23 protein-coding genes are annotated in these 22,270 nt (G+C 70.7%); 20 read left to right on the forward strand and 3 right to left on the reverse strand.

Going from position 1 to position 22,270, the window contains the following annotated elements; genetic code table 11:
* Positions 1-22: 22 nt before the first annotated feature.
* On the reverse strand, positions 23-1,513 hold the full coding sequence (locus HJD23_RS24710; protein ID WP_171116690.1) for a metallophosphoesterase family protein: 1,491 nt from the start codon (positions 1,511-1,513) through the stop codon (positions 23-25).
* Between the two features lie 183 nt (positions 1,514-1,696).
* Here HJD23_RS24710 and HJD23_RS24715 point away from each other — a divergent pair, with 183 nt between their 5' ends.
* The 4 genes from HJD23_RS24715 to HJD23_RS24730 all read left to right on the forward strand — a co-directional run bounded on the left by HJD23_RS24715 (position 1,697) and on the right by HJD23_RS24730 (position 5,273).
* A complete protein-coding gene (locus HJD23_RS24715; protein WP_171116692.1) occupies positions 1,697-1,972 on the forward strand; it encodes a DUF1876 domain-containing protein in 276 nt (91 codons plus the stop codon).
* Positions 1,973-2,259: 287 nt separating this feature from the next.
* Complete coding sequence (locus HJD23_RS24720) at positions 2,260-3,414, forward strand: acyltransferase (protein WP_240980804.1); 1,155 nt, start codon at positions 2,260-2,262, stop codon at positions 3,412-3,414.
* 195 nt (positions 3,415-3,609) lie between these two features.
* Positions 3,610-4,416 (forward strand): SAM-dependent methyltransferase, encoded by an 807-nt coding sequence (locus tag HJD23_RS24725; RefSeq protein ID WP_171116694.1) that lies wholly within the window; start codon positions 3,610-3,612, stop codon positions 4,414-4,416.
* Positions 4,417-4,601: 185 nt separating this feature from the next.
* Entirely contained in the window at positions 4,602-5,273 is a 672-nt protein-coding gene (locus HJD23_RS24730; protein ID WP_171116695.1) for a ScbR family autoregulator-binding transcription factor, read from the forward strand.
* A 69-nt stretch (positions 5,274-5,342) separates the two neighbouring features.
* Here HJD23_RS24730 and HJD23_RS24735 read toward each other — a convergent pair whose 3' ends face one another.
* Complete coding sequence (locus tag HJD23_RS24735) at positions 5,343-6,023, reverse strand: ScbR family autoregulator-binding transcription factor (RefSeq protein ID WP_240980805.1); 681 nt, start codon at positions 6,021-6,023, stop codon at positions 5,343-5,345.
* 182 nt (positions 6,024-6,205) lie between these two features.
* Here HJD23_RS24735 and HJD23_RS24740 point away from each other — a divergent pair, with 182 nt between their 5' ends.
* A complete protein-coding gene (locus HJD23_RS24740) occupies positions 6,206-7,186 on the forward strand; it encodes a ScbA/BarX family gamma-butyrolactone biosynthesis protein (protein WP_171116699.1) in 981 nt (326 codons plus the stop codon).
* Between the two features lie 69 nt (positions 7,187-7,255).
* Here HJD23_RS24740 and HJD23_RS24745 read toward each other — a convergent pair whose 3' ends face one another.
* Entirely contained in the window at positions 7,256-8,047 is a 792-nt protein-coding gene (locus tag HJD23_RS24745; protein ID WP_171116701.1) for a response regulator transcription factor, read from the reverse strand.
* Positions 8,048-8,383: 336 nt separating this feature from the next.
* Between HJD23_RS24745 and HJD23_RS24750 the strand changes: the two genes are divergently transcribed.
* The 15 genes from HJD23_RS24750 to HJD23_RS24820 all read left to right on the forward strand — a co-directional run bounded on the left by HJD23_RS24750 (position 8,384) and on the right by HJD23_RS24820 (position 22,270).
* Positions 8,384-8,965: a hypothetical protein gene (locus HJD23_RS24750; protein ID WP_240980806.1), complete on the forward strand. Its 582-nt coding sequence runs from the start codon at positions 8,384-8,386 to the stop codon at positions 8,963-8,965.
* Positions 8,962-9,153 (forward strand): hypothetical protein, encoded by a 192-nt coding sequence (locus tag HJD23_RS24755; RefSeq protein WP_171111909.1) that lies wholly within the window; start codon positions 8,962-8,964, stop codon positions 9,151-9,153. Before HJD23_RS24750 ends, HJD23_RS24755 begins: the two co-directional genes overlap by 4 nt.
* 342 nt (positions 9,154-9,495) lie before the next feature.
* Positions 9,496-9,867, forward strand: coding sequence for a dehydrogenase (locus tag HJD23_RS24760; RefSeq protein WP_197973177.1), 372 nt, complete (start codon positions 9,496-9,498; stop codon positions 9,865-9,867).
* Positions 9,864-10,445, forward strand: coding sequence for a nuclear transport factor 2 family protein (locus HJD23_RS24765; protein ID WP_171116703.1), 582 nt, complete (start codon positions 9,864-9,866; stop codon positions 10,443-10,445). Before HJD23_RS24760 ends, HJD23_RS24765 begins: the two co-directional genes overlap by 4 nt.
* 3 nt (positions 10,446-10,448) lie before the next feature.
* Entirely contained in the window at positions 10,449-10,940 is a 492-nt protein-coding gene (locus HJD23_RS24770) for an ester cyclase (RefSeq protein ID WP_171116705.1), read from the forward strand.
* Positions 10,941-11,039: 99 nt separating this feature from the next.
* Positions 11,040-11,444, forward strand: coding sequence for a nitroreductase family deazaflavin-dependent oxidoreductase (locus HJD23_RS24775; protein ID WP_171116707.1), 405 nt, complete (start codon positions 11,040-11,042; stop codon positions 11,442-11,444).
* Positions 11,441-12,031, forward strand: coding sequence for an NAD(P)H-dependent oxidoreductase (locus tag HJD23_RS24780; protein ID WP_171116708.1), 591 nt, complete (start codon positions 11,441-11,443; stop codon positions 12,029-12,031). The genes HJD23_RS24775 and HJD23_RS24780 overlap by 4 nt, the downstream gene beginning before the upstream one ends.
* A 67-nt stretch (positions 12,032-12,098) precedes the next feature.
* Positions 12,099-13,406 carry a cation:proton antiporter gene (locus HJD23_RS24785; protein ID WP_171116710.1) on the forward strand — a complete coding sequence of 436 codons (1,308 nt, stop codon included), beginning with the start codon at positions 12,099-12,101 and terminating at the stop codon, positions 13,404-13,406.
* A gap of 143 nt (positions 13,407-13,549) precedes the next feature.
* Positions 13,550-14,209, forward strand: coding sequence for a hemerythrin domain-containing protein (locus tag HJD23_RS24790; protein ID WP_171116712.1), 660 nt, complete (start codon positions 13,550-13,552; stop codon positions 14,207-14,209).
* A gap of 60 nt (positions 14,210-14,269) precedes the next feature.
* A complete protein-coding gene (locus HJD23_RS24795) occupies positions 14,270-15,742 on the forward strand; it encodes an MFS transporter (RefSeq protein ID WP_171116714.1) in 1,473 nt (490 codons plus the stop codon).
* Between the two features lie 84 nt (positions 15,743-15,826).
* Positions 15,827-16,912 carry a methyltransferase gene (locus HJD23_RS24800; protein WP_240980807.1) on the forward strand — a complete coding sequence of 362 codons (1,086 nt, stop codon included), beginning with the start codon at positions 15,827-15,829 and terminating at the stop codon, positions 16,910-16,912.
* A gap of 80 nt (positions 16,913-16,992) precedes the next feature.
* Positions 16,993-18,030, forward strand: a complete 1,038-nt coding sequence (locus HJD23_RS24805; protein ID WP_240980808.1) for a MarR family transcriptional regulator — start codon at positions 16,993-16,995, stop codon at positions 18,028-18,030.
* 126 nt (positions 18,031-18,156) lie between these two features.
* Positions 18,157-19,869, forward strand: coding sequence for a tryptophan 7-halogenase (locus HJD23_RS24810; protein WP_171116718.1), 1,713 nt, complete (start codon positions 18,157-18,159; stop codon positions 19,867-19,869).
* 42 nt (positions 19,870-19,911) lie between these two features.
* On the forward strand, positions 19,912-20,487 hold the full coding sequence (locus tag HJD23_RS24815; protein ID WP_171116720.1) for a flavin reductase family protein: 576 nt from the start codon (positions 19,912-19,914) through the stop codon (positions 20,485-20,487).
* 1 nt (position 20,488) lies between these two features.
* Positions 20,489-22,270 (forward strand): biotin carboxylase N-terminal domain-containing protein, encoded by a 1,782-nt coding sequence (locus tag HJD23_RS24820; RefSeq protein ID WP_171134076.1) that lies wholly within the window; start codon positions 20,489-20,491, stop codon positions 22,268-22,270.

Here is a 22,270-nt window from a genome sequence, read left to right on the forward strand (position 1 = left end):
CCCCGGTCAGCCAACCCACACCTCAGGCCGCCGTCAGTCGCCCCGGCACCGGGTCCCGTGGAGTCGGGCGGGTGATGCCCGACAGGTCGTGGGCCGCGACGCTGTTGCGGTCCGTCACGGAGGGGCCCAGCGCGTAGTGCGGCCACAGGCCGCCCGCGACCCGGCGGCTGCGTTCCAGCCAGGCGCGGGCCGGGGAGTCGGTGGGTGTGTAGTGGTTGAGGGCGTAACCGGCCGAGTGGATGCGCAGCAGGCTGAAGCCGCCCGGGTAGTCCTTCACCGCGCTGACCTCCTGGAACGTGACGTGCGGCGCCTCGTCCAGGACCGTGCGCTTGTTGCGGTGGGTGTGCCCGGCGTGGTGCAGGAAGACGCCCCGCGCGGCGGCGTAGGCCGCGAGGAGCGCGCGGGTCTGGCGGCGGGCCAGGCGCTGGCCCGCGCTCACCGGGAACAGGGAGTGCCGTACCGTCAGCGGATGGTGGCCGAAGACGAGCGTCGGCTGGTCTGTCGCTGCGCGCAGCCGTGCCCGCAGCCACGCCAGTTGCTCCGCGCCCATCCCGCCCGCGTCGGCGCCGGTGCCCGCCTTCTCGTAGGTGTCCAGGCCGATGATCCGTAGGCCGCCGACGTCATGGGCGAAGTATCCGGGGGCGGTGAGGAACGCCCGGTGGAACGGGTCGCCCTCGGGGGTCGCCCGGTCGTGGTTGCCCCGTACGACGAAATAGTCCCGCCCGTGGACCCCGAAGCCGTCCAGGATGCGCCGCGCCGTCGCCAGGTCGCGGGGCGCGCCGCCCGCCGAGATGTCCCCGGCGGCCAGCAGCAGGTCCGCCCCGCGCCGCCGTGCCTCCGCGACCACGGCCCGGCTCATGATCTCCGGGTACGGGGCCCGGCCCGGCGTCTGCGAGACGCCGCGCAGGAGGGGGAGTCCGGCCACCAGGCCGGCCGTCGTCTCGCCCAGGTGCAGGTCGTTGCAGAGGGCGATCGAGATGAGGTGGCGGCCCGGTGGGGGCTGGGGGGTGGTGAAGGAGTACGGGCCCGCGGGGGTGCCCAGGCCGTGCGGTGAGGTGCCCACCGCGTTGCCGCCGACCAGGTGGAGCGGGGTGGCCGTGGCGGGGACGCCTTGGGAACGGGCCTGGTAGTAGTACGTCTGGCCGGGCTCCAGGCCGGTCAGTTCGACCTGGTGGTGAGCGGTCGGGCGGTCCTCGCCGGCGACCCGGTGCAGGCGGGCCGGGTGGGTGCCGTACACCACCTCGCCCTCGGTGATCGCCGGGATCAGCTGGCCGAGCCCGTCGTCGGTGCCGGGTACGCCGGTGAACCAGGTGAGGACGGCGTGGTCCTCGGCCAGCGTGATCAGTTCCAGCTGGACGGCGGCGACGGGGCCGGAGTGCCGGGTGCGCAGGCCGTGCAGGACGACGGGGGCGACAAGGGCGGCGGAGCGCAGGACGTGGTGGGGAGCGGGGAGCGCGGAGAGGGTCGCGAGGGCTGAGCGGGCGGCTTGGGGAGCGGTCGGGCAACAGCGCATGGCGCCTTCGTGCCCAGCGGCAGTGAACGGCGGCCGTGGTCGCGGCGGCGTACCCAGGTCCGGAACAAGACAACAACAAGACAACAGGGACGGGAACGCGACAAGTCGGGCACTCAAGGAGCACTCTGGAAGCAATCCTGGTGACAGGTGACCCTGGACGCAGATGATCCGGAGGTGATCATCATGATGCACACCGCTGTGGGATGGCATGTCGAGCTGGAGTTCCAGGAGGACGACACCCACACCAAGGCAGCGGCGCTGGTGCGCCTGCCCGACGGGTCCGAGGTGAGGGCCCACGGACACGCAAGCCGGCACCACACCGACGCGAATCAGCCGCGGGTCGGCGAGGAGATCGCCGGGGCAAGGGCGTTGAACGAACTCGCCATGCGCCTGCTGACCAAGGCGCACGACGAGATCGACTCGGCATCGGGACGCACGTCCCACCCGATTCACGTCTGACCGGCGTTCCGCGCGGCCGAACCGCCAGGAGCGTGGTGGCACCCGGAGCGGGTTGACTTCCGGGAAGGGGGGCTGTCACGCTCTTGGCGGCGGTTGATGTGTGCCTCCGAGCGCCTTCTGGGCAGGCCGGGGCAGTCCCGCCGACCGATCCTTCTCTTTCCGTTCCTCTGCTGTTCCGTTCCAGCTGTCGACACCGCGCGGCAGGCCCCCTCCGGCCTGCCGCGCGGTGTTTTTTCGTGCCGCGAGCAGCGGTGCCGTGTCGATCGTGCCGCGCGAAGGAGAGATCCGTGACCATCCCCATCCACCGACCCAAGGAGACGGCGCCCGCCCGGTCCGGGCGGGCGCCGTCGCTCGCCGGGCTGCCATCGCTGACGGGCCTCCGGTTCTACGCGGCGACGGCCGTGTTCCTGTACCACGTCACCAGCCCCCAGCTCAGCCCCTTCAGTGGGCGGACCGCGCAGGAGGCGGCCCGGCTGTTCGGGATCGCGGGCGGGCTCGGGGTGTCGTTCTTCTTCATCCTCAGCGGGTTCATCCTGACCTGGTCCGCCCGCCCCACGGACACCCCCGGCCTGTTCATGCGCCGCCGCCTGGTCAAGCTGTACCCCAACCACCTGGCCACGTTCGTGATCTCGCTGCTGGTCTTCGCCGGCGCGACCACCACCGCCTGGCAGCACTGGCTGCCCAACCTGCTGCTGGTGCAGACCTGGTCCTGGGACCCGGCGGTGTCGTTCAGCGTGAACGCCCCGAGCTGGTCGCTGGGTTGTGAGCTGCTGTTCTACCTGTGTTTCCCGCTGCTGCACCGCGCGGTGCGGGCGATCTCCCCGGCGCGGCTGTGGGCGTGGACGGTGGGCTTCGCGGCCGCCGTCGTCGCCGTACCGGCGTTCGCGTACGCGGTCCTGCCCGGCGAGGTGCGCATCCCCGGCTGGCAGGTCAGCGAGGTGCAGAACTGGTTCGTGTACCAGCTGCCGCCGGTGCGGATGCTGGAGTTCGTGCTCGGCATGCTGCTCGCCCGGATCGTGCTGACCGACCGGTGGGTGGGCGTGCGGCTGTGGCAGGCGGTGCTGCTGTGCGTCGCCGCGTACGCCGTCGCGCTCAACGTGCCCTATCTGTACGCCCTTTCCGCGGTCTGGGTGCTCCCGCTCGGCCTGCTCGTCCCGGCCGCCGCGGTCGCCGACGTGCGCGGGCGGCGCTCGCCGTTCCGGGGGCGGGTGATGACGTGGCTCGGCGAGGTGTCGTTCGCGTTCTATCTGCTCCAGGCCGCCGTGCTGATCGGCGGCACCAAGTACCTGGCCGGGCACGCGCCGTACAGCTTCGCCGAGGCGGTCGGGCTGTGCCTGCTCGCCTGGGTCGTCACCACCGTTCTCGCGTATCTGCTGTACGCGCTGGTCGAGCGGCCGGCGATGAGGCGCTTCAGCAGGCCGCGGACGATCAGCGTCCGTTGACACTGCGGGCGTGTGCATGTCACGCTTTTGCGCGGAGTCCTTTTGCCCTGAAACAGCATGACAAAGGCGATATTCACCGGTAGCAGCCGGTTCGGATGTCGCCTTTTCTGCTTGCACGTCTTCTTGCCCGTCTTCTTGCCCGACTCCGAAAACGAACCCCTCACCAACCAACCCGTCACCAAGGGATGTGTGGACATGCCCGAGACCAAGACCCCCGACCAGATTCCGCACGCCGCGCGCATCATGGACTACTTCCTGGGAGGCTCCGAGAACCTCCCGGTGGACCGCGCCGCGGCGGACGGCATCGTGAAGCTGCTGCCCGGCGGCCCGCTGGGGGCGCGCGCCAACCGGCGCTTCCTCAACCGGGCGGTGCGCACCGCCACCCGGCGTGGCATCAGCCAGTTCCTGGACATCGGCAGCGGCATCCCGGCCGCCGCCGCCACGCACGAGGTCGCTCCCGAGGCCAAGGTCGTCTACGTCGACAACGACCCGGTCGTCGGCGACATCGCCCGCCGCATCCTGGGCGAGGCCTCGGACGGCCGCACGGCGTACGTCGACGCCGACTTCCGGGACCCCCAGGCCGTGCTGTCGGCCCCCGCGACCAAGGAACTGCTGGACTTCTCCCGGCCGGTGGCGGTGCTGTTCGGCGCGCTGCTGCACTTCGTCCTCGACGCCGACGACCCGTACGGCACCGTCGAGCGCTACAAGGACGCGCTGGCGCCCGGCAGCCTCGTCATCCTGACCCACTCCAGCCCCGACTACGTCTCCGCGCCGGTCCGGGCCGCGGTCGACGAGTTGTACACGAACCTGCGGGTCGACCTCGCCTCCCGCTCCCGCGCGGAGATCACGCGGTTCGTCGACACCGAGGGCTGGACGGTGCTCGCACCCGGAGTGGTGTCCGTCAACGAGTGGGAGACGGAGCAGGAGCGCGCCGCCGACGCGGACTACCAGACCAACCGGGAGGACACGGCCGGTTTCGCCGCCGTCGCCGTGAAGAACTGACCCACCCGGGCGTGGCCGGTCCGGCTTCGGCGGGCCGGCCCGTCGGGGGGAGTCGGCTCGCGTGAGTGTGAGGGTTTTGAATCTTTTTGTTTATCTGACGCTGGGCTTGCGTTCTCCTGCGGTGCCGGGGCGTATGAAGGAACCCATACAGGAGGTGTAACGGGGTTGCTTCGAGGAGCGGTCGGATGGCAGCCAAACAGAAACGCTCGGAGCGGACCGTGGAGCGGCTGGTGGTCGCCGCCGCCGAGCAGTTCGCGCAGCACGGGTACGTGCGGGCCACACTCGCCGACATCAGCCGCCACGCCGGGGTGACCAAGGGAGCGCTGTTCTTCCACTTCTCCACCAAGGACGAGGTCGCCATGGCCGTGCAGGAACGCGGCCGGGAGGTCATGGAGCGCGCGGTGCTCCAGCTGGAGGCGGCCGGTGGGTCGTATCTGCAACTCGTCGTCGATCTGACGTATGTGCTCGGGCGGTTGTTGCGCGAGGACGTGTTCGTGCGCGCGTCGGTGCGCGTCGCGCGTGAGCGCGAGCCGGGGGACGCCGACGGCCTCGTGTCCGGGCGGGGCATGCCCGGGAACGACGGCACCCCCGACTTCTACGGGCAGTGGCTGGGCCGGCTGGGCGGTCTGCTCGACGAGGCCCGCCGCGCCGGTGAACTCGGCCGCTCCGTACCGGAGTCGTCCGCGCGCACGCCGGTGGCGGCGGCCGTCTCCGGCCTGGAGACGCTGACCTGGCTGGGCGTACCGGCGGACGAGTGCGAGATGTGGCTGGCCGACCTGTGGGAACTGACCCTGCCCGCACTGGCGTCGGAGGACGGTCTGCGGGCGGTGCGGACCACGGCCCCGTCCGTGCTGTGAGGCAGGCGCCGCAGGCCGACGCGACACCGTTGTCGGCGGCCGTGGCACGCCCCCTCGCCCACCGGTCGGTCAGTCGGTCCGTACCGTCGGCTGCTCGGCGTCGAGCGGCGAAAGCCCCAGCTCGGCACGGCACTTGGCGGAACCGGCCGCTTCGAACTCGGTGAGGCGGTGCGGCGGGACGATGCCGGGGAGCAGGTAGCGGAACATGTCCGTGACCCGGTCGTGCAGGTCGTCGCGGCCGGTGCGGACGTACGACGCGAGCTGCAGACCGGTGAACGAGCCGCACACGTACGTCGCCAGATCGGTGACGTTGATCTCCGGGAACAGGTCACCGCGGCCCTGGGCGGGTGCCAGGCAGTCCCGCACGATGCTGATCCACGAGTTGTACGGTGCGGGGTCGGGGTCGACGAAGGAACCGAACTCCACCACCAGCCTTATCCCGGCGCGCAGCCGGACGTCGCTGCGCAGTCCGTGCGCCAGCCGGTGCCCCATGTCGATCACCGTCTGCACGCCCGGCATCAGCTCCCCGGCGATCAGGTCGGTGGTCTGGAACTGCTCGTCGATCAGCGCGCGGGCGAGGGCCTCCTTGGACGAAAAGTGAAAGTAGAGCGCGCCCTTCGTGACGCCCGCCTGCTGGGCGACGTCGCTCAGGCTCGTGCTGCCGAAGCCGGTCGCGTCGAAGGCTGCCGCTGCCCCGTCAAGGATTGCCTGACGGGTGATCTCGGCCCGTTCCTGCCTCGCCCTGGCCACTGTGCCTACCTCCTGTCGACCGCGAGTCCCTTGGCAAAAGACTGCCATGTCCAAGAGAAAAAAAACCAGTCAGCTAGTACGCTCTTGGTAGCGGCGTTGCCATGCACGACGGCGGCCCATGTAAGCCCTGTCCTGTTCCGCTCGCGGAAGGCCGCGTTCCTTCCGCGCCTCAGGAGGCACAGATGAGTCCACTTGTGCAAGCCGATCGGCTGGAATTTTTGACCCTCGAAAACGGGGAGGTCGACCTCTTTGAGCGCACGGTGCCGCGCTGGCTGGTGCACCGCGCGGCGGTCTCGGAGGTCCTCCTCACGGGAGTCCGGCCCCACAGACGGGACGTGTACCGCGTGGGTGCCCAGTGGGCGCGCGGTCACAGCTACTACGGCCCGGTCGCGGGGCGCTGGCACGACCCCATGCTGCTGGGAGAGTCCATACGTCAGGCCGGGCTGCTCCTCGCCCACCAGGCGCTCGGCATCCCGCAGGGCCAGCGGTTCCTCACCAAGAGCACCTCGTTCGAGATCACCGAGGAGGGGGCCCGCCTGGCCGGGGCGCCGGCCAACGTGGTGCTGGAAGTGACGCTCAAGGACATCCGCTGCCGACGCGAGCACGTCGTGTCCTTCGCCTGCGACGTCCTCGCCCACCGGGACGGCACCCTCATCGGCCACGGGTACGCCGCCACCGACTGCGTGGCCCCGGCGGTGTACCGCAGACTGCGCGGGGAGCGGGCCGAAGCCCGCCCGGCGTGCACGCTCGCCCCGGCGGTGACGTCGGAACTCGTCGGCCGGACCAGGGAGTTCGACGTCGTGCTGGGCGTGCCGGAGGGCAAGACCGGCAGCGCACAGCGTGCCGTGCACCTGCTGCGCGTCGACGCCACCCACCCGGTGCTGTTCGACCACCCGGTGGACCATGTGCCGGGCATGCTCGTCATGGAGGCCGCCCGGCAGGCGGCGCTCGCCCGTCTCGGGCTGCCGCACGGCCTGCTGGTCGGCTGCGACGCCGCGTTCCACCGGTACGTCGAACTGGACCTGCCCTGCGTGGTGTCGGCCTCCGACCCGACGGTGGGCGAACTGGGCCGGCGCAGCCTCACCGTGGAGTTCCACCAGGGGGGTTCCGTGGTCGGCGTCTGCGCGGTCACGATCCTGGACACCGAGGCGCCGGACGCCTGAGCAGAACCAACCGTGCCCCCTTCCCGCAGAGGCGGGGAGGGGGCACGGCCGTGACGCCGCGGGGAGGGCTCAGCCGCCCGGCTGCTCCGCCGTCCGCCACACCGGCGCCAGTGCCTTGGGCGGCACCACCAGGCGGTAGCCGATGCCGCGTACCGTCTCGATCCACTCGCGGTTGCCCAGCTTGCTGCGCAGGGAGCCGACATGGACGTCGAGGGTGCGGGTGGAGCCGAACCAGTTCTCGTCCCAGACCCGGGCCATGATGTCCTGCCGCCGGTGCACCGTGCCCGGCTCCTCCATGAGCAGCGCCAGCAGGTCGAACTCCCGCCGGGTGACCGGGATCTCCTCGCCGTGCAGGGCGACCGTGCGGGTGCGCAGGTCGAGGTCCAGTGGACCGGCGCTGAGGGTGTTCCGGGGCGGCGTCACGGTGGGCGCGGCGGGCGTGCTGCCGGGCTCGCTCCGGTCCGTGCCCTGCGGCTCCGTACGGTGCTCCTCGTGCCAGGGGCAGGTGCCGCTGCGCCGGAACAGCGCCTGGATGCGGGCGATCAACTCGTAGGAGCCCACCGGCTTGTACGCGAACGCGTCCGCGCCCATGTGGAACGCCATCACCCGGTCCAGCTCCTCGGCCCGGTCGCTCATCGCGAGGATCGGCACACAGGAGCGCTCCCGGATGCGCCGGCACACCTCGTGCCCGGCCAGGTCCGGCAGGGTGAGTTCGAGCAGGACGAGCGAGACGTCGTCCAGCAGGTCCAGCGCGTCGGCCCCGGTCGCGGCGCGCTGCGGGACGAACCCGTGCACGGTCAGGGCCTGCGCGAGCGACTCGGCCACGCCGTCATCGTCATCGACGATCAGAACGGTCCTCATCGGTGTCTCCCAGCGCCGTGGCCCGCCCGCGCCGGAGCCATCCGCCGCAGGTCTGAAGGAGGTTTATAAAAAACTGGTCGAACGGTATTCTTCTCATGTCTATCAAACCGCTCGGCCGGACTTCAAGCCTCACGTGGTCGGTTCAGGTCATCTCACACTGCCCTGACGGTCCGTTCACACAACTGCAGATGCTTGCCGAAGCCCTGAACGGGCCTGCGTTGAAGCGCGTAGGGGCGGCCGCGAGCATGGAGGAAGTCTCAGGAGAACCCAGAGATGCGGGGGGATTCGATGTACGAGGTTCGGCAACTCGCCGACGATCACAGGAGCAGGGACTGCGTGCCCCTGTGCGGTCGGATCTGCGCCAGGTGCGTGGGCCGGCTGCACCGGGAGCTGCGTGCTCTGCTCGAACTCTACGAAGAGAGCGATCAGGCCCTCACCCGGACCACTCCCCGGCTGCGCGAGCGGGTCAGTGGCAGCCGGAGCACCGTGGGCATCGTGCTGGACGACAGCGCGGTGGCCCTGCGGGCCCAGGTCACCGACGTACTCGCGCAGTGGGCACGGCTCGTGGTGGACGAGCGGCGGGACCGGACGCCGCGGCCCCGGGAGCCCCGGATGGGCAGCCTGGTGCGGTTTCTGCAGGAGCAGTTGCCGTGGCTGGCCCGCCACCCCGCGGCCATCGACTTCGACGAGGAGGTCACCGAACTGCTCGCCGCCTTCGGCAAGCTGTTCGGTCCCGGCCAGGTGCGCAGGTTCCCGCTCGGCTCATGCCCGGAGCCGGGGTGCGACGGCACGCTGCACGGGGTGATCTCCGCGGGCGGTGGCCGGGTGCCCAGCCATGTCACCTGCGACGCCGGGCACGCGCTGCCGCCGCACCAGTGGATGCGGGTGGCCGACCGGCTGAAGGGTGAGGTCGCGTGAATCAGGAGGAGAACCGGAGGCGACGGAGGGTCTCGACGGAACTGGCCGCCCTCGCGATGGGGGTGTCCGAGGCCACCATCCGCAAGTGGGCGAGCCGCCGGAAGATCACCCGGTACGGCGGCCCGCAGCGGGCGGAGTACGACCTGGACGAACTGTTCCGGCTGACCCGCCGCGACGATTCCAAGTGATTCCCGATCTTCGGCAACGGCGCCGTGGAATAAGGGCTTCACATTTGTCTACAGACCGTCATGGAGAAAAACGCGGATCCGTGCGGGGATCCCGTTGAGCAGCCCCTGCGGCCAACTCCCAGGCCGCAGGGGCTGCTTCCTTGCCGCTTCCTTTCCCCTTTACCGATCATTCATCAAGTCGCTGCCGGAAATCGTGAGTTGACGAAGTGCTGGCCAAGGTGTCACACTTTTTCCCGGCGGCTTCATGCCCTGACTCGAAATCCGTATCCACGTCGGTCTTCCCGGCCTGGATGCGGATTTTTTGTTTCCCCGGTGTTTCCCCGACTAGAGGAAGTGTGGTCGATGCCTGTTTCTACCTGGACGCCCGTCGGTCGCTGGACGGGTACGGTCACGCACGACGGTGAGGTGGACGACTACACGGTCACCTTCGAGCAGGACGGTTCGCTCTCGGTCACGACGAAGAAGAGCACCGGCACCGGCTCCTGGACCGTGACCAGCGACACCGAGCTGCACTTCACGCTGCGCGAGGACTTCAACCTCGACGTCACCCAGATCAGCCCCAACGGCCACCGCGCCGCCTACATCCAGATCGACATCGCCGCCCGCCGCGCCGGTGACACGCTCACCGGCGAGGGCAAGGCCGTCGTGCACGGTCCGGACGGCGTCGTGATCTACGCGACGGACGCCAGGACCGAAGCGCGCCGGGTGTCATGACCCGGCCCCAGGCGGCGGATCCGGCCGCCCTGGCCGCCGAGGTCGCCCGGCTGGCCGACCTCGCCGAACTGCAGAGGCTCGCCGGCCGCTACCTGGCCAGCCTCGACGAGGGCGACTTCGGCGAGGCCTGGGCCAAGTCCCTGTTCACCGAGGACATCGAGATGACCTTCCCGGTGGGCAGCCACCGGGGCATCGCCGGTGTCGGCGCCTTCACCACCGAGATCATGGCGCGCTGGGGCCGTACGCACCACCACGGCTCCGACAGCTCGGTCGACCTCGACGGCGACCGGGCCGGGCTCAGCTGGAGCCTGATCGCGTCCCATGTGCACCACGGCTCGCCCGTGCCGCCGGACCCCTCCGAGTACTTCCAGCTCGGCGGCCGGTTCACCGGCACGGCCCGGCGCACGCCGGACGGCTGGCGCTTCGACCGGCTGCGGCTGCGCATCGTGTGGACCACGGGAGCCGTGCCCAGGGGCGTGACCCAGGTCGACGCCACGACGCTCGACACCCGCGGAAACACACCCGCGAACACACCGGCCACCACACCCGCGAACCCCGCGGCGACGAAGGAGAACTGACGCATGCCCACCACGCTCACCGCCGAGCAGCAGCGGGACGTCATCGAGAAGGTCTTCCACGAGGGCCTGGACCTCGGTGACCTCTCGGCCGCCGACCGCTACCTGACCGCGGACTTCCGCAACAACGGCAGCCACGACGACTCCATGCGCGGCCCGGAGGCGTTCAAGCACACCATCAAGATCCAGCAGGCCGCGTTCAGCGACATCCGCTACGAGATCCTCGACTTCATCTCGATGGGCGACAAGGCCGCGATCCGCTGGGTGATGCACGGCAAGCACACCGGCCCGTTCATCGGCATCCCGGCGACGGGTCTGCAGGTGCAGCACCAGGCGATCATCTGGTTCCGCTTCGAGGGCGACCGGATCGCCGAGCGCTGGGGCATCGTCGACAACTTCACCCTGGAGCGCTTCCTGAAGTCCGGCGGCAAGCCGGTCGGCCCGCTGACCCCGGCCGGCGCGAACGGCGGCCCCGGCGCGGGCAAGCCCGCCGCCTGACCGCACGCCCCGATCCGGACGGGCGCCGGCCGTCGAGACACGGACCGGCGCCCGCCCGGCGTTCAGCGGTGACCGACAGATCAGAGGGAGGGAAGATCCGTGCCGATCGACAGGAAAGTGGCCCGCTTCAACCGGAAGTTCGCCAACCACCTGGTGGGCCCGCTGTTCAGCCGGCTGCCCGGGTTCGGGAAGGTGCACCACCGCGGCCGTAAGTCGGGGCGCGAGTTCGCCACACCGGTGAAGCTGTTCCGGCGCGGCGAGGACATCGTCATCACACTGCCGTACGGGCCCGGCTCCGACTGGGTCAAGAACGTGCTGGCGGCGGGCGGTTGCGAGATCACCACCCGGGGCCGGCGCGTCCAGGTGACCAACCCGGTCGTCTTCACCGACGACGGCACCACGAAGATGCCCGCCCTGACCCGCCGTATCCTCTCCCGCGTCGACGCCAAGGAGTTCCTGGCGCTGACGCCGGTGGCCACGCCGAGTCCGGCGGTACGGCGATGAGCACGCCCGGCCTCGTGACGCGCCCGGTGCGGGTCACGCTGCTCGTCGGCTCCGCCCGGGACGGACGGCTCGCGCCGGACGTCGCGGGCTGGTTCGCGCGGGTCGCCTCGCGCCGTGACGACCTCGTCCTGGACGTCGTCGACGTGGCGGACCACCTGCTGCCCGCGAGCCTCGACGCGGACGACCCGGCGGCGGCGGCGCTGCGGCCGCGGCTGACCGGGGCCGAGGCGTATGTCGTGGTCGTACCGGAGTACAACCGCAGCGTCCCCGGCCCGCTGAAGACCCTCATCGACAGCTTCCAGTCCGAGTGGCAGGCCAAGCCGGTCGGCTTCGTCGGCTATGGGCTCGGCACGGCCGGCGGGGTGCGCGCGATCGAGCATCTGCGGCAGATCTTCGCCGAGTTCCACTGCGTGGGGATGAAGGACATCGTCACCTTCCCCAGGATCCTCGAACACTACGACGCCGAGGGCCGTTTCCCCGCCGATCCCGAGGGCGCGGAGTCCGCGGCCAAGCTCATGCTCGACCAGCTGCTGTGGTGGGCCCGCGCGCTGCGCGAGGCGAAGGCGGCACGCCCGTACGCCTCCTGACCGGCTGTCGGCGCCAAGGGAGACCCGCGCGCTTTTCCTTCCCCGAACCCTCCACAGGAGACGTGTGATGGCCGCTGTTCCCCCCGATCCACTGTCCGATCTGCTGATCGCCGTGCCCGTGGTGATCCTCGCCTGCAGAGCCGGTGCCCAGCTCGTGCGGCGGCTCGGGCAGCCGCCCGTGGTGGGCGAGATCGTCGTCGGCATCCTGTTCGGACCCTCGCTGCTGGGCTGGCTGTGGCCGGAGGCGCAGGCCTGGCTCTTCCCGGAGTCCGTCCTGCCGTACATCGGCGTGCTGGGCACCATCGGGCTGCTCGCCTTCATGTTCCTCGTCGGGCTGGAACTGGACCTCAAAGCGCTGCGCGGCCACAGCCGTACGGCCGTGGCGGTCTCGCAGGCCGGCATCGCCGTGCCGTTGCTGCTGGGCACCCTGCTGGCCTTCGGCATGTACGAGACCTTCGCCCCGGCGGGCACCGACAAGCTCGCGTTCGTGCTGTTCATCGCGGTGTCGATGAGCATCACCGCCTTCCCCGTACTGGCGCGCATCCTCACCGACCGGGGCCTGTACCGCACCCGGGTGGGGGCGCTCGCCATGGCGTGCGCGGCGGTGGACGACGTGACCGCCTGGTGCTTGCTGGCGGCCGTGGTCGCGGTGGCGAAGAGCAGCTCGCCGATGGAGGCGGTCACCACCGCCGCGTACGCCGCCGCCTTCACGCTGGCCATGTTCTGTGTCGTACGTCCGCTGCTGAACCGGTGGGTGGGGCGGGCCGAGCGCAAGTACGCCGACGGCGTGGTGCTGGTCGTGCTGTTCAGCGGGCTGTGCCTGGGCGCGGTCGCCACCGAGGAGATCGGTGTGCACGCGCTGTTCGGCGCGTTCCTGTTCGGCGTGATCACTCCGCGTGGCCGGCGGAAGATCGAGGCCGCCGCGGGTCGGGTGCGGGCGTTCACCGTGCCCGTGCTGCTGCCGCTGTTCTTCGTCGGCACCGGCCTGAAGACCGATGTATCGCTGCTGGGCGGTGACGCGACGCAGTGGCTGTGGGCGGGCGCCGTGCTCGCCGTCGCCGTGCTCGGCAAGTGGGGCGGTGGTTCGGTCGCGGCCCGGCTCGCGGGCCAGGGCTGGCGGGACGCGATGTCGATCGGCGCGCTGATGAACTGCCGCGGCCTGACCGAGCTGGTCGTGCTGAACATCGGCCTCGGCCTCGGGGTCATCGGGCCCGACCTGTTCACGATCCTCGTGCTGATGGCGCTGCTGACCACGGCGGCCACCTCGCCGGCGCTGAGCTGGATCCGCCGGGGTGCGGGGGATCCGTATCCGGCCGACGACCCATCCGGAATCGGCCAAGAAGAGCCGGTCCTGGAGTCCGCCGGGACCCGCTGAAGGCATCCCTGACCTGCCCTTTCCATCACTCCTTGGGTCTTTGATGGTTGGCAGGTTGTTAGTTGGACGCGTTGATGGATAAGCAAGTTGACGATACTGTCGCAGCACGGCAACGCAGCAGTGAGGCACTGAGGGAGACAGTGATGAGCCAGGAGTTCAAGAACCTCGACATGACGATGATGTTCGCCATCCACGACGCCCTCCGGCGGGAGCTGGAGCGGATCGCGCGGATCACGGCCCGGGTCGACGAGGACCCCCGTCATGTGCTGAGCACGGCGGTCGGCTGGGAGCTGTTCAAGAAGTTCCTGACCATCCACCACACGTCCGAGGACGTCACCGTGTGGCCGGTGATGCAGCAGGCGCTGGCCGGCAAGCCCGCCGAACTGGCCCTGCTGGACGACATGGAGGCCGAGCACGCGGTCATCGACCCGCTGCTCGCCGACATCGACGCGGCCCTCGCCGACCGGGACTCCGGCCTGGAGCGCCTCGGCGGCCTGACCGACACGCTCTACACCAAGCTCAGCGGCCACCTCGACCACGAGGAGCGCGACGCGCTGCAGCTGATGGACATCACGATGACCGCGGAGCAGTGGGCCGCCTTCAGCGCCGAGCAGCGCACCCGCGTCGGCGACGACTCCCGCTACTACCTGCCCTGGCTGCTCGACGACATGGACGTCGCCAAGGTCGCCGGAATCCTCGGCAAGATGCCCGAGCAGCTGAAGAACGCCTACGAGACCGAGTGGCGCGCAGCCTACGAGGCGCTGGACATCTGGGGCACCAAGGCCGGCTCCACCGCCCGCTGACACAGGGCCCTCACGTCCGTCCCACACCCCCCCGCAATCCAGAGACATCGGAGAGAGCTCATGTCGCTGCAAGACCGCACCCAGGCCGTCCCCAGGGCCGCGGCGCCGCCGCAGAAGGACGGCAAGCTCGGCCTCGCGCTGCTGGTCATCGCCGCAGCACAGCTGATGCTCGTCCTGGACAACACGATCGTGGCGGTGGCCCTGCCGAGCATGCAGAGCGCCCTCGGCCTCAGCGAGGCCGGCCTCGGCTGGGTCGTCACCGCCTACGCCCTGGCCTTCGGCGGACTGCTGCTGGCCGGTGGCCGCGCCGGTGACCTGTTCGGCCGCCGGCTGGTCTTCCGGATCGGCCTGGTCATCTTCACCGCCGCCTCCCTGCTCGGCGGTCTGGCCACCACCGGCGGACTGCTGATCACCGCCCGGCTGCTGCAGGGTCTGGGCGCCGCCATCGCCGCGCCGACCGCGCTGTCCCTGCTGGCCACCACCTTCCCGGCGGGCCCGGCCCGCAACAAGGCGCTCGGTGTGTACGGCGCGATGGGCGGCCTCGGCTCGGTCGTCGGCCTGCTGCTCGGCGGCGCGCTGACCGAGTACCTGAACTGGCGCTGGGTGATGTTCGTCAACATCCCGATCGCCCTCGCCGTCCTGGTCGGCACCGGTGTCCTCATCGAGGGCGGCCGTGAGCGCGGCAAGGTCGACGTGCCGGGCGCCCTCACCGCCACCTTCGGCTTCGGCGCCCTGGTCTACGGCATCACCCGCGCCGGTGAGGAGGGCCTCGACGACACCAGCACGCTGATCGCCCTCGGTGTCGCGCTGGTCCTGCTGATCGCCTTCGTCACCATCCAGCGCACCGCGCGGGCGCCGATGATCCCCGGCGGCGTGCTGGCCGACAAGGGCCGCCTGGGCGCCAACCTGGTGATGTTCCTGGTCGGTGCGGGCATGCTCGCCACCTTCTACTTCCTGACCCTCTACATGCAGGTGGTCAAGGGCTACGATCCGATGGTCACCGGCGTCGCCTACCTGCCGTACGCGGTGGGCATGCTGCTCGCGGCCGGCGCCATCGGCCCGCAGCTGCTGGCCCGGATGTCCGAGCGCACGGTGATCTCGGCCGGTCTGACCGTCGGCATCCTGGGCATGGTCTGGTTCAGCCTGCTGGCCCCGGGTCAGAACCCCTGGGTCGCGCTGCTGCCCGCGCAGCTGGTCTCCGGGCTCGGCCTCGGCATGGTCTTCGTGGCCGTCACCATCATCAGCGTCCGCGGGGTCGCGCCGCAGGAGACCGGCGCCGCGTCCGGCCTGATCAACACCGCGCAGCAGATCGGTGGCGCGGTCGGTCTCGCCACGCTGGCCGCGGCGGCCACCGTGGTCACGCAGAACGAGTCCGACCCCGGCACGTCCGACGCGCTGACCGCCGGCTACTCGTACGGCTTCCTGATCGGTGGCGGCCTCTACCTGCTGGCCCTGCTGACGGCGCTGGTCACCGCGCCGAAGTCGGCACCCCAGCCGCAGCGGGACGGGGCTCAGCCCCCCGTCGCGCTGTGACCCGCCCCGGCGGCCCCGCCCCCCCGTGGCGGGCCGCCGGCCCCCTCCCCCCACACGCACCCAAGCCCGGAAAGAGGCGCCGAGATGCCCCAGCCCTCGCGGAACGCACAGACCGAGCAGACCAACGACGGAGCAGAGACCCGTATGTCGAACAGTGGTCCGGAGAACCGTTCCCTCGCACTGTGGGAGCTCGCCGACCTCGTGACGCCCATGGCCGTGCGCGTCGCCGCCACCTACCGGGTCGCCGACCACATCGCCGCCGGCCGCGTCACCGCCATGGAGATCGCGCGGGCCGAGGAACTGCACGCCGGGGCGCTGGAGCGGGTCCTGCGGCATCTCGTCACCGTCGGCGTGCTCACCCTGGGCGGCGGGACGTACGGGCTGACCGGCCTCGGGGAGCAGCTGCGCAGCGACCACCCCGGCGGCCAGCACCGGCTCGTCGACCTCGGCGGAGCCCTCGGCCGCGGTGACCTCAGCCTCGCCGAACTGGCCCACGTGGTACGCACCGGCGAGCCCGCCTACCCCGTCCGCTACGGCCTGCCCTACTGGGAGGACCTGGCCGCCGACCGGGCGCTGGCCGAGTCCTTCGACGCGATCATGGCCGACAACCTGGCCCGGGACGTGCCCTCGATCGCCGCCGCGTACGACTGGTCCGCGCTGGGCCACGTCTACGACCTCGGCGGCGGCAGCGGCGTCCTGCTCGGCGGGCTGCTCGCGGCCCACCCGGCACTGCGCGGCACGGTCGTCGACCTCAAGGCCACCGCAGCCCGCGCGGCAGACCGCTTCCGGGCGCTCGGCCTGTCCGACCGCGCCGAGGTCGTCGACGGCAGCTTCTTCGACGAGCTGCCCGCCGGTGGCGGGGGCTACATCCTCTCCTCCGTCCTGCACAACTGGTCCGACGACGACGCCCTGCGCATCCTGGGCCGCTGCGCCGACGCCGTCGCGGACGGCGGCCGGGTCCTGGTCATCGAGGAGACCGGCGAGCACCCCGAGACGGCCATGGACCTGAGGATGCTCGCCTACTTCGCCGGGGTGGAACGCGGCGTCGACGACCTCGCCCGCCTCGCCGCCCGGGCAGGCCTGAAGCTGACCGGCGTCTTCGAGGCCGGCAGCCAGGCGGCCGGTGTCCGGTCGGTGCTGGAACTGGTCCCGGAGGACGGCGCCCACTGAATTCCCAGGCCGCGGTGCACCCGAGGGGACGGCGGGTGCACCGCACTTATACTCGGGCGGGAGGTGCTGTTTTGCGGCGTGTGCGCGACGAGGTCCAAGAACCGGCGAACGACGGGGATCCGGCGGTTCCCGTGACGCGGACCGAGGAGACCGCCGAGGTCCCGGGAGTGCTCCCGGAGTCGCTCGCGGGCTACGTCAGTTACCTCCTGCGCCGGGTCCACGCCCAGTTCTCCGCCACCCCCGACGGCACCGACACCGACTCCCGGGACTTCCTCGTCCTCGACGCCCTCACCGGCCAGGACTGGGCGTCCCAGCTCGACCTCGCCGAGCGGCTGGGCATCAACCGCACGATCATGGTGCAGGTCATCGACCGCCTGGAGGCCCGCGGCGAGGTCCAGCGCACCCGCAACCCCGACAACCGGCGCCAGTACGTGCTGTCCCTGACCGACCGGGGCCGCGCCGCCCTCGGGGCCATGCGCCGGGCCGTGGCCGAGCGGGACGCACGCTTGACCGCCGTCCTCACCCCCCAGGAGACCGCCCGGCTCGACGAACTGCTCACCCGGCTGCTGCCCGAGTCGGCGCAGCCGCTGGTGCAGGGCACCGAATACCTGGTGGCGCAGGTCCACTTCCGGCTGCGCCGGCACGGCGACGACAAGCTCACCGGCACCGGACTGCGCGTCCGCCACTACGGTCCCCTGTCCGCGCTCGTCGCCTCCGGCCCGTGTTCCCAGCAGCAGCTCGCGGAGTTCCTCGCCATCACCGGGCCGGCCGTGTCCCAGCTCGTGGACGAACTCGTCAAGCAGGGGCTCGTACGCCGCGGCCGGGACCCGCACGACCGGCGCCGGTACGCACTTGAGGTGACCGACGACGGCCGGGAGAAACTCGCCGTCGTCACCGCGGCCGTACAGGAACTCGCGGACGACGTGGCCGCCATGCTCGGCCCCGGCGGCGAGGACGAACTGCGGACGCTGCTGCTGAAACTCCTGGAACCGACGACGAAATCCGGTGCGCATTCCGGCGAGCAATCCGCCGAGCAATCCGGCGAGCATTCCGGAAGTGGCCTTTCCGGAAGTGGCCTTTCCGGAAACAGCAAGTCGGCTGTTCCAGCCAGGGGTTGACCCTCTGGCCCAAACCTGTCACGCTTGATTCAGCGGTTGCCTCACGCCTTTTTCCACGGCTCTTCATTCTCCGAATGAAGGGCCTTTTTTCATGCGGTATTCCGCCCCCGGAGAAGGAGACAGCTCATGGTCGCGAAGATGACCGAAGGCGCGACGGAATCGGCCCGCATACCCGAGGAGATGACCTTCGACGTCATCATCCTGGGCTCGGGCCTGGCCGGCTCCGTGACCGGCACGATCCTGGCCAAGAACGGCGCTCGGGTCCTGCTGGTCGACGCGGCCGCCCACCCGCGCTTCGCCGTCGGCGAGTCCATGACCCCGCAGCTCGTGGAGTGGATCCACATCCTCTCCGAGCGGCACGACATCCCCGAGCTGAAGAGCCTGTCCAGCGTCCAGGCGTCCACCCGCGACATCGGCCCGACCTTCGGCACCAAGGCGCACTTCGGCTTCATCAAGCACGAGGTGGGCCAGGAGCCCGACCCGCGGGCGGCCACCCAGCTGGCGCTGCCCAAGATCTTCCACCAGAACAGCCATATGCACCGCCAGGACAGCGACTCGTTCATGTTCCACGTGGCGATCAAGTACGGCTGTGTGCCCCGGCAGAACTGGCGCGCGAGCGAGGTCGACTTCGACGACGACGGCGTGACCGTCACCGGAAAGAGCGCCGCACCGAACGCCCAGCCCGAGCAGTACCGGGCGAAGTACCTGGTGGACGCCTCCGGTTTCCGCTCCCCGCTCGCCGAGAAGTTCGACCTGCGCGAGAAGCCGGCCCGCTTCAAGCACCACAGCCGCTCGATGTTCACGCACTACGTCGGCATCAAGCGGTTCGACGACGTCAGCGGCCACCCCAAGGACCTGCGCCCGCCGGCCGACTGGCACACCGGCACCCTGCACCACCTGATCGAGCGCGGCTGGTTCTGGATCATCCCGTTCGACAACCACGACAAGTCCCGCAACCCGCTGTGCAGCGTCGGCCTGACCATCGACGAGCGCACCTACCCCAAGCCCAAGGACCTCACTCCGGAGCAGGAGTTCCAGCTCTTCCTCGACAAGTACCCCGCCGTCAAGCGGCAGTTCGTCGGCGCCCAGCGGGTGCGCGAGTGGGTATCCACGGACCGGCTGCAGTACTCCTCGAAGCAGACCATCGGCGACCGCTGGTGCCTGATGTCGCACGCGGCCGGCTTCATCGACGCGCTGTTCTCCCGCGGTCTGTCCAACACCTTCGAGGTGGTCGACGCGCTGACCTCCCGGCTGATCGAGGCCCTGAAGGACGGCGACTTCTCCGCCGAGCGCTTCGAGTACGTCGAGCGGCTGGAGCAGGGCCTGCTCCAGTACAACGACGAACTGGTCAACAGCTCCTTCATCTCCTTCTCGCACTTCCGCCTGTGGAACGCGGTGTTCCGGGTGTGGGGCTCCTTCATCACCCCCGGCACGATGCGACTGACCCGGGCCCGCCTGGCCTACGCCCGCGACGGCCGCCGGGAGCACTTCGACGAGCTGGAGCAGGTCCCGTACCCGGGCCTGTGGTGGCCGCAGTCCGACTCCTTCAAGCGGATCCTGGACACCACCGCGGAGACCTGCGAGAAGTACGAGGCGGGCGCGCTCACCGGTGACGAGGCCGCCGACATCATCTTCAAGGTCCTGGACGAGTCGCCCATCGTGAACCCGGTCTTCGGCTGGAAGGACGAGAAGCAGCGCTTCATCTACCCGTCCGTGCAGACGATGGCCCGCTTCCTGTTCTGGGCGTCGGTGCAGGCCCCGTCGGAGATGAACAGCGTCGGCCGGGAGTTCCTGCTCGGCATCGTCAAGGCCGGCTCCAAGGTCCGCAAGCTCCTCTGATCCGCGCGGCACACCCACGACACCCCCATGAAAGGGATGAGCATGTCCGCAGCAGCGCGGTCGCTGACCCGCACCCCTGAGCGACAGCCCATCGAGCCGCTGAGTCTGCGCCGCGTGTGCGGCTTGTTCACGACCGGCGTCACGGTGGTCACCACCGGGCCGAGCGGCCGGGCCGAGGGCACCACCGTCAACTCCTTCACCTCGGTCTCGCTGGAACCCCCGCTCGTGCTGTTCTGCCTGCACAAGCAGTCCCGGCTGCACGACCTGCTCCAGGAGAGCGGCGGCTTCGCCGTCAATTTCCTGTCCGGGCGTCAGCAGCCGCTCGCCCGCCACTTCGCAGGCAAGCGGTCCGACGCGTTCGCGGGCGTCCCGCACCACTTCACCGCGGACGGACTGCCGGCGCTCAGCGAGGCCCTGGCCTACCTCGCCTGCACCACCGTCGACGTGCACGCGGCCGGCGACCACGACATCGTCATCGGCGAGGTGGTGGAGCTGGGCGTCCCCCAGCATGGCCAGGACCCGCTGATCTTCTTCGACGGATCGCTGGGTCCGCTGGAGACCGGAGCCGGCGGGTTCAGCCAGGCCGGTGAGCCGACGGCACCGGCCCGGGTGTCCTGACATGCGCCGGGTGCTCATCGCCAACCGTGGCGAGATCGCCGTCCGGGTGGCCCGCGCCTGCCGGGACGCCGGGATCGCGAGCGTGGCCGTGTACGCCGACCCGGACCGCGACGCCCTCCATGTCCGCGCCGCGGACCAGGCGTTCGCCCTGGGCGGTGACACCCCGGCCACCAGCTATCTCGACATCGAGAAGGTCCTGAAGGCCGCCCGTGAGTCCGGCGCGGACGCCATCCATCCGGGTTACGGCTTCCTGTCGGAGAACGCCGAGTTCGCGCAGGCCGTGCTCGACGCCGGGCTGATCTGGATCGGGCCGCCGCCGCAGGCCATCCGCGACCTGGGTGACAAGGTGGCGGCCCGGCACATCGCCCAGCGCGCGGGCGCCCCGCTCGTCGCCGGTACGCCCGATCCGGTGAGCGGCGCCGAGGAGGTCGTCGCCTTCGCTCAGGAGCACGGGCTGCCGATCGCCATCAAGGCCGCGTTCGGCGGCGGTGGCCGTGGCCTGAAGGTCGCCCGGACCCTCGAAGAGGTACCCGAGCTGTACGACTCGGCGGTCCGCGAGGCCGTCGCCGCGTTCGGCCGGGGCGAGTGCTTCGTCGAGCGGTACCTGGACAAGCCCCGGCACGTCGAGACCCAGTGCCTGGCCGACCAGCACGGCAACGTCGTCGTCGTCTCCACCCGTGACTGCTCGCTCCAGCGCCGCCACCAGAAGCTGGTCGAGGAGGCCCCGGCGCCGTTCCTGTCGGAGGCCCAGGTCGCCGAGCTGTACCGGGCGTCGAAGGCCATCCTGAAGGAGGCCGGATACGTCGGCGCCGGTACCGTCGAGTTCCTGGTCGGCCTCGACGGCACGATCTCCTTCCTGGAGGTCAACACCCGCCTCCAGGTGGAGCACCCGGTCACCGAGGAGGTCGCCGGGATCGACCTCGTCCGCGAGATGTTCCGCATCGCCGACGGCGAGGAGCTGGGCTACGACGACCCGCCGCTGCGCGGCCATTCCTTCGAGTTCCGGATCAACGGCGAGGATCCGGGGCGGGGTTTCCTGCCCGCGCCGGGGACGGTGACGCTGTTCGCGCCGCCGTCCGGGCCCGGCGTCCGGCTGGACGCGGGGGTGGAGTCGGGCAGCGTGATCGGCCCGGCCTGGGACTCGCTGCTCGCCAAGCTGATCGTCAGCGGCCGCACCCGCAAGGAGGCGCTGCAGCGTGCCGCGCGGGCGCTGGAGGAGTTCAAGGTCGAGGGCATGGCGACGGCCGTCCCGTTCCACCGGGCGGTGGTCAAGGATCCGGCGTTCGCGCCCGAACTCACCGGATCCACCGACCCGTTCACGGTCCACACCCGCTGGATCGAGACCGAGTTCGTCAACGAGATCAAGCCCTTCACCACCCCCGCCTCCGGCGCCGAGGAGGAGGACACCGGCCGTGAGACCGTCGTCGTCGAGGTCGGCGGTCAGCGGCTGGAGGTGACGCTGCCCGCGTCGCTCGGGCGGGTGCCGGAGCTGAGCCTCGTCGGGGCGGCCGCCGCTCCCAGGCCACGGCGCCGGAGCGCGGGCGGCGGCGCGGGCGCCGGGGTCTCCGGCGACACGCTCACCTCGCCGATGCAGGGGACCGTCGTCAAGGTCGCCGTGGCGGAGGGGCAGCGGGTCGAGCAGGGCGAACTGGTCGTCGTACTCGAAGCGATGAAGATGGAGCAGCCGCTCACCGCGCACAAGTCCGGCACCGTCACGGGGCTGGCCGCCACGGCGGGTCAGGCCCTGTCGTCCGGAGCCGCCGTCTGCGACATCAAGGACTGA

This window comes from Streptomyces sp. Z423-1 (assembly GCF_013009255.1).
In the GTDB taxonomy this organism is placed as follows: Bacteria; Actinomycetota; Actinomycetes; order Streptomycetales; family Streptomycetaceae; genus Streptomyces; species Streptomyces gossypiisoli.